The 12224-nt window shown below is 49.8% G+C and carries 8 protein-coding genes; 6 read left to right on the top strand and 2 right to left on the bottom strand.

Features of this window, described 5'->3' with window-relative positions; genetic code table 11:
• The 5 genes from SPICA_RS10015 to SPICA_RS09995 all read left to right on the top strand — a co-directional run bounded on the left by SPICA_RS10015 (position 1) and on the right by SPICA_RS09995 (position 5894).
• Complete coding sequence (locus SPICA_RS10015; RefSeq protein ID WP_013969390.1) at positions 1-1308, top strand: thymidine phosphorylase; 1308 nt, start codon at positions 1-3, stop codon at positions 1306-1308.
• Positions 1308-3458: a single-stranded-DNA-specific exonuclease RecJ gene (gene recJ / locus SPICA_RS10010; RefSeq protein WP_013969389.1), complete on the top strand. Its 2151-nt coding sequence runs from the start codon at positions 1308-1310 to the stop codon at positions 3456-3458. The genes SPICA_RS10015 and recJ overlap by 1 nt, the downstream gene beginning before the upstream one ends.
• Positions 3434-4651 (top strand): M23 family metallopeptidase, encoded by a 1218-nt coding sequence (locus SPICA_RS14930; protein WP_013969388.1) that lies wholly within the window; start codon positions 3434-3436, stop codon positions 4649-4651. The genes recJ and SPICA_RS14930 overlap by 25 nt, the downstream gene beginning before the upstream one ends.
• A 53-nt stretch (positions 4652-4704) precedes the next feature.
• Complete coding sequence (rpsU, locus tag SPICA_RS10000; RefSeq protein WP_013969387.1) at positions 4705-4908, top strand: 30S ribosomal protein S21; 204 nt, start codon at positions 4705-4707, stop codon at positions 4906-4908.
• 92 nt (positions 4909-5000) lie between these two features.
• Positions 5001-5894, top strand: a complete 894-nt coding sequence (locus tag SPICA_RS09995; protein WP_156789665.1) for a phosphodiester glycosidase family protein — start codon at positions 5001-5003, stop codon at positions 5892-5894.
• An 18-nt stretch (positions 5895-5912) separates the two neighbouring features.
• Here SPICA_RS09995 and SPICA_RS09990 read toward each other — a convergent pair whose 3' ends face one another.
• Both SPICA_RS09990 and SPICA_RS09985 read right to left on the bottom strand, forming a co-directional pair.
• Complete coding sequence (locus tag SPICA_RS09990) at positions 5913-7256, bottom strand: pyridoxal phosphate-dependent aminotransferase (RefSeq protein WP_013969385.1); 1344 nt, start codon at positions 7254-7256, stop codon at positions 5913-5915.
• Between the two features lie 290 nt (positions 7257-7546).
• A complete protein-coding gene (locus SPICA_RS09985; protein WP_013969384.1) occupies positions 7547-8563 on the bottom strand; it encodes a LacI family DNA-binding transcriptional regulator in 1017 nt (338 codons plus the stop codon).
• 227 nt (positions 8564-8790) lie between these two features.
• Here SPICA_RS09985 and dnaE point away from each other — a divergent pair, with 227 nt between their 5' ends.
• The gene (gene dnaE / locus SPICA_RS09980; RefSeq protein WP_013969383.1) at positions 8791-12219 is read left to right on the top strand and encodes a DNA polymerase III subunit alpha; all 3429 of its coding nucleotides are present in this window, start codon (positions 8791-8793) and stop codon (positions 12217-12219) included.
• Positions 12220-12224 lie beyond the last annotated feature (5 nt).

The raw sequence follows: 12224 nt of genomic DNA, 5'->3' as shown, positions 1-12224 counted from the left end.
ATGAGAGCTGTAGACATTATCATGAAAAAACGTTCCGGCGAGGAACTGTCTAGAGAAGAAATAGAATTTTTAATTGGCGGCTATGTGGCAGGCACCATTCCGGATTACCAGGTTTCCGCCTGGGCTATGGCAGTCTACTTTCAGGGGATGACCCCCGCAGAGACGGGCGTGCTCACCGAGGTGATGCTGAAATCTGGTAACGTAATCGACCTTTCGGGCATTTCCGGCCCCTTTGTAGATAAGCATTCAACAGGCGGCGTCGGCGATAAAACAAGTCTGATATTGGCTCCCCTTGTAGCAAGTCTCGGTATTAAGGATCCCATGATGTCCGGTCGAGCCCTGGGTCACACTGGGGGTACTCTGGATAAACTTGAATCTATACCCGGGTATCGAACCAATCTTACGGTAGAAGAATTCCGTGAAATTATCCAGAAAGATGGTTTTGCCATGACCGGCCAGACCAAAGAAATAGCGCCTGCAGACCGGCTGCTCTATGCCCTCCGGGACGTAACTGCCACGGTAGAATCCATTCCCCTCATTACTGCCAGCATTCTTTCCAAAAAAGTCGCCGAAGGTGCCGAAGGCCTGGTGTTCGATGTTAAATATGGTTCCGGGGCATTCATGAAAGACCCTGAGGATGGGGAAAAACTTGCCCGATCCCTCGTCAACACCGGGGCTGCCATGGGGAAACGGATTATTGCCCTGCTCACCGACATGAATGAACCCCTGGGTAACATGATGGGCAATTTCCTGGAAGTAGAAGAATCCCTGGATTGTCTTGAAGGAAAGGGACCCAAAGACCTCATGGAAGTTACCCTGGAATTAGCGGCCCGGATGGTTGTTTTGGGCGGCAAGGCTAAGACCGCTCAAGAAGGACGGGCTATGTGTGAAGCAGCCCTGGCCAGCGGCAAACCACGCGAGCTTTTCCTTAACAACGTCCGTAGTCAGGGAGGCAACCCTGACCAGCTTTTGGAACTTCGGGGCAGGTATCGTTCTCCCTTCTCCATGGAAATCCGTGCGCCCCGTTCCGGTTATATCAGCCATATCGATGCCTATCAGATTGGACTCGCCGGGGTACACCTGGGTGTGGGCCGGAACAGGACCGAAGATGTAGTGAGCCCCACAGCGGGTATTCAATTCCATAAACGGTATGGCGATTTAGTCCAGTCTGGTGATATAGTAATGACTGTCTGGGGCAAATCGGATCAAAGCCTTAAGGATGCAAAACCCCTGATTGAAGGGGCCCTGCAGATCCAAGATTCGAAGCCTGCCCTGCGAACATTGATACGCAAGGAAATTGCCTCTTGATGAATTGGGAAAAGAAAGAAATCTCCGCAGACCAGGTTAAGGATATTGCAAACCGATATGGCTGTGATCTCCTCACTGCATCCATACTGGTTCGCCGGGATATTACCTCTGGGGAAGCTGTCCGTTATTTTTTAGAATCCGATGTTCGCCATCTCAGAAATCCCTTTCTGCTCTCTGGTATGGAAGATGCGGTGGAGCGGATCCTCGCCGCAAAGGAAGAGGGAGAACGGGTTCTTGTGTTTGGCGACCGGGACGTGGACGGTATCACCAGTACGAGCCTCCTGGTACGGCACCTGAAACAACTCGGCATCGATGTGCGCTGGCAGGTACCCCAGGGGGATGATGCCTATGGGCTTTCAGTCGAAGCGGTACAGCAATTTGCCGCCGATTACGGCACCCTTATTATTACCGTAGACTGCGGCATCTCAAATATAGAAGAAATTCGCGCTGCCCTGGACCTGGGCATCGATGTCATTGTGGTGGACCATCATAACCCACAGGAAGTCCTGCCTGAGGCCTATGTGATCATCAATCCTAAACTCAAAAACTCCCCCTACCCCTTCCGGGACCTCTGCGGCTGTGGGGTAACCTATAAGCTCGTGTCAGCCCTCCGGTTCGCCCAAAAGAGCGAACTCTTCGGGCAGAACATCTGCCTCCTCACGACGCGACCTACCAATGATGCGTTTGTGGTCGAAGCGGTTCAGCTCAGAAACCTGGTCGAGGTAGGCCGGCTCACCGAGACGATTATTCCCGGCATGGTACATCTTGAACAGACCCGGCTGCTCCCCTTTCTCAAGGATCAGCAGATTTTTACATGGGACGGGGCTCTGCAGAAAAAGGCCTTTGCAAAAATGTTCGGCACCGCCATCGAAGTGTACATGCTGGACATCGCCCCGGAAATCGGCAAGGTGCTTCCCGCAGTGGCCGGCAAAAGTCTCCTCCGCATCAAGGAACTTTCCAGGATTGCCAAATACGCCGAGAAAAGCGCCACCGAACTTGATGTATTCATCAACCTTTTTGTATCCTTTGTACAAAAAAAGGAAGCCTGGTACGGCGAAGAGGACCAACAGGACCTCCAGCTTGCCGCCCTGGGAACCATTGCGGACCTGATGCCCCTGCGGGACGAAAACCGCATCATCGTACGGTCAGGCCTTGCGGCCATGGAAACCAAGGCCCGGAGCGGAGTCTCGGATCTGCTCTTTAAACAGGGCCTTGCAGGCAGGCACCTTAATGCAACCGACCTGGCCTGGCAGTTATGCCCGGTGATTAATGCAGCAGGCCGGATGGGTAAACCCGACCGGGCAGTCCGTCTCCTCCTCGAAGATGACCCGGTTACACGGGAAGCCCTGGCCAACGAAGTGCTCGAGATGAACGAAAGCCGGAAAAAACTGGGCACCGATATATGGAACATTGTAGAGCCTATGGCCCAGGCAAGCCTGGAGGCCTATTCGAACAACCTGGCCATTGCCTTCGGCCCGGAAATTCACCGGGGGGTAACAGGCATCATGGCCAGTAAAATGGTGAACCGTTTTAAGGTTCCCTCCCTGGTAGTAGCCTTTAACGGCGAAAATACGGTCACCGGTTCTCTCCGCTCAAGCCGGGGCTACGACCTGCGATCCCTTCTGGAACAATGTTCGGACCTCTTTCTGGATTGGGGGGGGCACGATTTTGCGGCGGGCTTCAGTATGCACAAATCTAACTGGGAAGCCTTTCTGGAACGGCTGAAGCTGATAGCCGCTGCCATGGAACTGGGGGATTCAGAGGACGAAGAGCTTATACAAATTGATGCTGAACTGCCCTTGAAATATATGACTGCTGATCTCCTCAAGCTGGTAGATCTTTTTGAACCCTATGGGGAAGATAACAATCCCCTTACCTTTATGGCAAAAAAGGTAAAAATCATTGATATTTCCCTCATGGGTAAAAATGAAGCAAAACACGTTAAACTTACCATAGATACGGGCACCTATAAGTGGCCCGCGGTTTACTGGCAGGCCGCAGAGAAGGTAAAACGGGAATTTGACCTGAATGATATGGTCGATATGGTGTTTCGGGTAAACCGGAATTATTTTAACGGGAATGAGACCCCTCAGCTTATCATACGGGACATAAAACGGACTGGTACATGGGAAGAAGAACAGGCATTGTAAATAAAAGGGGCTTCTCAAAGGCTTTTATAGTTTTTATCACGATAATCCTCTTGGGACTCCTGCTTGGTTCTGGAACTTTTCAGACCCAGGAAGCTCAGGTTTTGGTGTTTCCGGATCATCTGATTCCTGGGTCCCCAGTCTCGGTCATAGTGGCTATTCCCGCACCTGTTCAAAGCGCCGAAAACCTTACTAGCCCGCCTGATAGCTCGCCAACGGATAACCTGCCGACGGCAGAATCGCCGCATGGGGGCTCGCCGAATCTCAGATCCCTGAGGGCTGGCGAACTCGTTCCGCTTCAGGCTATTCTTAGCAACAGGAAGAATAAAACTATACAATCGGCTCCCTTTTTTTATGTTGATGAAGTTCACCAGGCAGATAAAATCTATACCATTGTCATGGCAACCCTGGTTATACCCAATACCTATGATGAAACATCGGTCAATCTTGAAATACAGCGGGAAAAAACAGTGGGCATTGGGCGAGTAGCTTCCAGTCCAGCTTCCGGCACCGGAACAATCAGCGCAGCCTTTATGACCGTCGCCCTGCCGGGGCGGCAAAGCCTCCCCGTCGATCCCAGAACCTTTACTACCGAAACCATAAGCCTAGGACAGGAAAATACGGACATAAAAACCAAACCGGATCCCCAAAAAGCAGCTGAATCGGCTGAACTCTGGAAACTGCTTACCACAAGCAGCTCCGGACTGTATACCATGGGAGGCTTTGCCGCCCCTGTCGATTCGAATCGTCGTACTAGTTTTTTTGGAGACCGTCGGGTATACCAGTACACCAATGGCAGTTCCGAACGAAGCATTCATGGTGGTATCGATTTTGGTGTTCCCCGGGGTACGGTGGTACGAGCTACTGCTCCGGGCCTGGTGCTGATGGCCCGCTTTCGGATTGTTACAGGCAATACGGTAGTGCTCCAGCATGCTCCGGGGGTTTATTCCCTCTATTATCATATGGATTCCCTTTCAGTAACCGAGGGTATCCAGGTCGATAGTGGCACCGAACTGGGAAAGTCCGGATCTACAGGCCTTTCCACAGGACCTCACCTGCACTGGGAGTTCCGTATTCAGGGAGAATTTGCCGATCCGGATTTAATGGTAAGCCTTGCACCGCTTGACAAGGAACGCATTTTACGTAAAATACTTGAAAAGTTAAACATTTTTTCGACAGAGCCTTCTCAAAATTAAAGTTGTGAGAAGGTTTTTATACTGACCGGACGGCGGAAGGGAGGTGAGTTACAGTGGCCCATATTGTCGTGGATGACAACGAGATGCTGGAAAAGGCGATCAAACGGTTTAAACGTATGGTTGAAAAAGAGGGTATCATTCGGGAATATAAGAAACGGGAATACTATGAAAAACCTTCCACCATCCTCAACCGGAAAAAGAAGGCTATTCAGCGCAAGCTGATGAAAAAAAACCGCAAGGGTAAGTCTGAATACTAAAAAAAAGAGCCGCCATCAGGGCGGCTTTTTTATTGCTTGCCATCCATTTAATGATTTACTAGGCTCATATTATGAAGTTTGTTTACAGATTGATGAAATCATGGGTACTTGTTTCATCATGGTTGGTACTCCTTCTTTCCTGTAGTACCTTAAATAGTAGTCCCGTCTTGCAAGCCGGTTATAACCGGAGTTGGCATCTCGATGTGCCCTACTTAATTTGGCAGAATCAGGGGCCACTTCGATACACCTCAGGCCAAATCAGCAACCCGCCTCTTCTTTTTTGGGCTATCGAGGTAAGTCTGGATAATCCGGCTATCCAGATTGTGGTAGGTCCAGACCCTCTATCTTATGGGGTGGTGCCAGCTATCAAGGTATCGAGTTTTGCCCATCAATATGACTGCGTTGCAGCAATAAATGGAAATCCCTTTGATAAAGTATCAGACAGGGAAGGTGAACCAAGACAGGTTGTTGGTATTGCCATACAAGAGGGGTTTATCATCGCAGATCCAGTTTCTCGTTATTGGGCACTTTTTATCAGCAGAGATCAAAGTGCCCACATAGTGCATCAAGAGAGCCTGCGTTCCCCTGAGGGTACTATTGATTATGAAATCCTGAAAACAGTCCGTTTTGCACTAGGTGGCTTTTTTCTGGTACTCAACAATGGCACCCCAATTACTGGCAAAGCCATCCGTCATCCTCGAAGTGCAGTCGGTGTGAGCCAGGATGGAAAAAAACTGTATCTTCTCGCCATTGATGGTCGTCGCAAGGATAGTATTGGTGCAACTGAAGATGAAACCGGCCAGATCCTTTCTGCCCTGGGAGCCTGGGATGGCCTTATCCTGGATGGAGGCGGCTCCACCAGCCTCGTACTTCGTAACCAGGCTGGAAAGCTGGAAGTTCTGAATCACCCTCTACACGAGGGAATCCTGAACCGGGAACGGGCAGTAGCAACCTGTCTCGGTATCAGGGTACTTGATAAGCCATAGGAAACCCGGTTCTTTCGCTCAGGATCCCAGGTATTGTTCTGCAACCATTGCAAGGGTGCGGTAAATCCAGCTTCGTTTGGCATCATCTTGCTCCAAGAGGGTAAAGCGGAAGCCCGGCTGTTGACTTACAAACCCCGATAAGGGAACCACACAGATGCCGGTTGCAGCAAGAAGCCAATAGACAAAGCGTTTATCCGGTGCCACCGATTCAGTTTTTTTGGCAATAAAGTCCTCAAGGCCCTTATCCTGTACGGTTAAACGCCGCTCCTCTTTCTGGTCATCAAAAAAGACATCCCGGTCAAAAAGAGCAGTAGCATAAAGGGCGCCCCGGGGCTGAATAAGCCTGACGCCCTTCCGGCTTGCAAAGGCCGCTGCGGCCTCTTCGGCCCGCTGTTGAAACATTCGGCTCCGCCGCTCCAGATGGGCCGGATAACGGGGATCACCCATAATGTCAGGGATGCAGAGCTGGGGCAAGGTAGTGGAGCATACCTCAAGCCGTTTTGCATCAAGTAAACTCTGGATATACCGGCTAAATTGGGGGTCCACATGACGGTTATATACCTCAATCCATCCGGAACGAGCCCCGGGCCAGGGAATTTCTTTTGAGATGGATCGTAAGGCCAGCCCAGGAACATCATCAATTACCTGGGAGAGGGCGGCTGTTTTATTGCCCGGAAAGACTATATTTGCATAGGTTTCATCGGCAATGATAAAAAGACCATAGGTCTTTGCAATCCGGACAAATTCCTTAAGCACCTCGATGGGATACACTGCTCCGGTAGGATTATCAGGGTTGATGAGCAAAAGCCCCGCAATGGCATCGTTATATTTTACTTTTAACTCCACGTCCTCCATATCGGGCATCCAGTTTTGTTCTGGATCGAGGCGGTACGTCAGGTGGTCATAGCCAGAATGAGCTGCCTCAGCAGAAGAGAGGGTGGAGTAGGCTGGCGACGGCCCCAGGACCCGAGCTTCCCGGCGCAGAAAACCAAACACCTTGGCAACCGCATCGCCGAGACCATTAAAAAAGATGATGTCCTCTGCACATACCGGAGCACAAGGACTTGCTAAGGCCTCGAGAGGATTCTGTTCTGCCCGCTGGTTTACCAGGTTTGCGAGGAATTCCCTCGTTTCCCAGATCCCTTCTGTATCTGAGTAGGCGTAGGAACGATCATCCATGACCCGGTTCCGGACGAGTTCCTTAATCCAGGGCTCAATGGATTCGCCCTTTTTAACCGGATCACCGATGTTTTCCCATGTAATGGGAATATTCCACCGGCCCAGTTCCCTGGCAAAGCCGACAATTTCACGAATCTCGTACCGTAACTGATTCGCCCCCGGATGTACCATATCCCTTCTCATACAAGCTCCTTTGGGCTTCCTAAGCCCGGCCGGAAAACCTCGTTGCAATAATAGCAGGTGAATCGCTTCGAGCGGTTCACCTGCAAGTCAGGGATTGTACTTTTATCTGTCCAGGTGCTAGGACATAAAAAAAGCCGCAATCCCCGTTATGGAGGATCACGGCCCTGATAGTATGTAATATCAGCTAACCGCGACCCTCCGGGATAGCGGCTGCTGCTGCGAGACTGATAGAATTGGTTATACAATAACGTATAAACATGCAAATAGTATGCAAGAAAATGCAGAATTGGTCAAGTAATTGGTGCGCAGCTTTCTCGTTCAATAAGGGTAACTGGCACCAGTACCCGGGGGGGTACCTTTTCACCATTTAAAAACCTTTTCATTATCTCGGCGGCCTTTTTGCCAATTGCCTGCCGATCCTGGCGGAAGGTTGTTAAGGGTGGATGAGAAAAACTGGCCCAGAGGTTATCATCAAAACTAATAATGGAAATATCCTTAGGAATACGTAAGCCTAAATCCCTGCAGGCATTCATAACACCCATAGACATGATGTCGCTCGCACAAAATATGGCTGTTGGTTTTTCTTTGTTTTTCCATAACTCTATCATGGCTTTATAGCCCGACTCACTGTTCCAGAAGTCTGAAACTACAATAAACTCGCTTTTTATGGGTAATTGTCGTGAAACAAGTCCCGCTTTATACCCTTCGAGCCGTTCATAGCCAGCGGCAGCCACACTATTTTGAGGTCCAGCAATATGTGCGATTGACCGGTGGCCTAAAGCATATAAATACTGTACCGCTTCTACAGCGGGACGTATATTCTCTGAAGTTACGGTACATATATCAGGAAATACAATATTTGATGATATACAAGGTATATCACTTTTGGTAACTTCAAGAATTTCCGTATCACTTGCATCGGCGTTGACGATAAGAACCCCATCTACATGGCGGTACCGGCAATGTTCCAGCAGACTCATTTTCCGGCCACCCAGGTTCCGGGCAATAAAAATGAGTTCATAACCAACGGCTTCCATTTCCTGCTTAAAAGCATTGATGATGCTTGCAAACAAAGGGTGTTCGATACCAACACCTAACTCATCTTCTTCGTAAATAAGTCCAATAAGCCATGATTTCCGGGTAACCAAACCCTTAGCACTTGAATTGGGTATATACCCTAGTTCTTTTGCAACATTTATTATTTTTTCCTTGGTTTTTTGGCCAATATCACTCTGGTTATTGAGTGCTTTGGAGACCGTAGGGGCTGAGTAACCGGTAATCCTAGCAATATCGTAAATAGTAACCATAATTATGCTATAGTATAGTATATATTTAGATTTTTCAAAACGCAATCGATTTCGATTAATAGTTTTAACATTTATAATCAAATCCCCTGGAAACAACAGAGCTCATTATGTATCCCCCAGCTAGCTAAGAGCCGTCGGACAGGTCCGGCAAACTGCTAGCGAGTATTGATGCTTCCCAATACAAACCCCTTGAGCGGGCCTCCATTCACCGTTACAATAGGCTATCTATGACCGATTTTGTGCATCTCCATGTCCACTCAGACTACTCTCTCCTCGACGGAGCGGCGTCGGTAAAAAGCCTTATTACCAAGGCAAAAGCCCTAGGCATGAAGCATCTGGCGCTGACCGATCATGGCAACATGTTCGGGGTGCTCAAATTTTTCAAGGAATGCAAAGCCGCTGAGATTAACCCCATTATCGGCAGTGAATTCTATATGACTCCAGGGTCCCGGTTTGATAAAAAGGGCTCTGAAACGGGCAACAAATATTACCACCTGGTACTCTTGGCTACCGATGAAACAGGGTACCGAAATCTGATGAAACTCTCATCCCTTTCCTATACAGAAGGATTCTATTATAAACCCCGGATTGATGAGGAACTCCTGGTCCGCTACCATGAGGGGCTCATCGGCCTCTCTGCCTGTCTGGGCGGTGAAATCCCGAGTCTCCTCCTAGAAGGAAAAGCCGAGGAAGCCCTGAATCGAGCCCGCCGTCTGAGGGATATCCTAGGGGATGACAACTTTTACCTTGAACTGCAGGACCATGGACTTCCGGAACAAAAAAAGGTTAATCCGCTCCTGGTGGAACTTTCCAAGCGGACCGGTATTCCGCTCGTGGTTACCAATGATATTCACTACCTGGATAAGGAAGATGCGGTCGCCCAGGATATACTCCTCTGTATCTCCACCAATAAAAAGCGGAACGAGCTATCCCGGATGCGCTTTGAAACCAGCGAGTTCTATCTGAAAAGCGGTGATGAGATGGCAGCCCTGTTCCCGGAATACCCCGAAGCCATTCTGAATACCGTAAGAATCGCCGAGCGGTGCCACACTTCCATTCCACTTCCGGGACCCATGCTTCCCGACTTTGAGCTTCCCCCGCCCTTTACCAATGGCGCCGATTATATCAGGCACCTCACCTATGAGGGTCTTAAAAAACGATATCCGGAAATTACCGAAGAAATTAAAAAACGGGCCGACTACGAACTGGATATCATAATTAAAATGGATTTTGTCGGCTACTTCCTAATCGTAGCAGACTTTATCAACTGGGCCAAAGAACACGATATTCCGGTCGGTCCGGGAAGGGGTTCCGGTGCAGGGTCCATCGTTGCCTATGCAATGCGGATTACCGACATCGATCCCCTGAAATACAATCTGCTTTTTGAACGGTTCCTCAACCCCGAACGGGTGTCCATGCCTGACTTTGATGTGGACTTCTGCTTCGAACGGCGGGGAGAGGTTATCGATTATGTTACCCAAAAGTATGGCCGCGAACGGGTAGGACAAATCATCACCTTTGGAACCCTTAAAGCCAAAGCAGTCATAAAAGATGTGGCCCGAGCACTGGACATCCCCCTGGAGGAATCCAACCGGATTGCAAAGCTCATCCCCGAAGACCCGAAGATGACCCTGGCCAAGGCCTTTGAACAGGAACCGGAGCTTGCAAAACTTGCAGAGGACCCGCGATACCAGGAACTCTTTGCCATAGCCAAGAGACTCGAAAATAAAAACCGCCATTCGTCCCTCCATGCGGCGGGTATCGTTATCGGAAAAACTGAACTTACCGACTATGTACCCCTCTATCGGGACGCCAAAACCGGTACGGTAGCAACCCAGTTTACCATGGACCAGATTGAGGAATGCGGCCTCGTTAAAATGGACTTTCTGGGGCTAAAAACCCTCACCCTCATTAAAAACACCGAAAACCTGATCCGCAAACGGGGCGGGGAATATGCCAATTTTGATGCAAACTCGGTCAGCGAAACCGATCCTGCCACCTATAAGCTCTTGGGAGAAGGCCAGAGCACCTGTGTATTCCAGTTTGAATCATCTGGCATGCAGAGCATCCTGAAACAGGCAAAGCCCAATAAGATTGAGGACCTCATCGCCCTGAACGCCCTCTACCGGCCGGGCCCCATGGCATATATACCCCAGTTTGTCGATTCCAAATGGGGCCGTCGGCCCATTGAGTATCCGGACCCATGCCTGGAATCGATCCTTAAGGAAACCTATGGGGTCATTGTCTACCAGGAACAGGTTATGCAGGTCGCCCAGATCATCGGCGGTTACAGCCTGGGACAGGCGGATCTGCTCCGGCGGGCCATGGGAAAAAAAAAGCCTGAAGTCATGGTGAAAGAAAAGGCTCGCTTTATCGAAGGGGCAAAAAAGAAGGGGTTTTCCGAAGCCGATGCGGACCGCATCTTTGAAATACTCGTTCCCTTTGCAGGGTACGGCTTTAACAAAAGTCATGCCGCGGCCTATTCGGTTGTTGCCTATCGAACGGCCTACCTCAAAGCCAATTTCCCCGCCGAATTTATGGCCGCCAACCTGACCAACGAAATTACCAGTACAGACAAGCTCCCCGAATATATTGATGAAAGCCGCCGGATGGGCCTCACCATAGAGCCGCCGGACATCAACCGTTCAGATAAATATTTTACGGTAGTAGAAGGCAAAATCATTTACGGCCTATTGGGGATTAAGGGACTTGGTGATGCCGCCGCCGATGAAATTGTGAACCAGCGCAGTATCGCCGGCCCCTATAAAGATTTCATGGACTTTCTTGACCGGGTGGATATAAAAACGGTCGGGAAAAAGGTTATTGAACTGCTGATTAAAACAGGAGCCTTCGACAGGTTTGGGCAGAGCCGCCCTATGCTTCTAGCCAACCTGGAACGAGCGGTAGAATATGCCCAAAACAAAAAGGATGATAAAAAATTCGGCCAGTCAAGTCTTTTCGAAGAGTCGGGAGAAAAGGAATATCCTGACTTTGAATTTGAGAGTGCACCGGATTGGGACAAGCAGGAACAGCTCGCAATAGAAAAGGAACTGATCGGCTTTTATTTTTCCGGCCACCCCATGGATGATTACCGGCAGACCTGGGAACGGTCGGTAACCCTGGACCTGGCCCACCCGGAACGGTCGAGTCCCGATAAGGAATATGTAATTGTCGGACAGATTAAATCCCTGCGGCCCTTCCAGGCAAAAAACGGCAAATGGATGGGATTTTCCTCCCTGGCTGATTTTAACGGACAGATAGATCTAACCCTCTTTTCCGATGTCTGGGAAAAATATAAGGATAAACTTCATATTGATGAAATTGTAGCCCTTAAAGGCAAGGTAGACCGTTCCCGGGGCGAAAAGATCAGCTTTATCGTAAGTGAAATGCTCGATATCCAGAATCTGACAGAAAAATCGTACCGGGAAGTTCATATCCGGCTCAGGGCCGATGCGGCCCAGCAGGAAGAGAATCTCTACCCCCTGCGGGACCATCTCTTTGAACATTCAGGGTCCTGTGCGGTTTTTATTCATATCCCCGTACCGGGGGGCGAATCGGTGGTACGAACTGCAACCCAGATCACCAGCAGTGCGGACCAATGGGCCCTGGAGTCCATTGGCATGCTGCCAGGTGTGGCAGAGGTCTGGCGGGAATAGGCAGG

The organism is Gracilinema caldarium DSM 7334 (assembly GCF_000219725.1).
Classification (GTDB): domain Bacteria; phylum Spirochaetota; class Spirochaetia; order Treponematales; family Breznakiellaceae; genus Gracilinema; species Gracilinema caldarium.
Note: the sequence above shows the minus strand (reverse complement) of the source record. Positions and strands in the feature narration are given on the sequence as shown.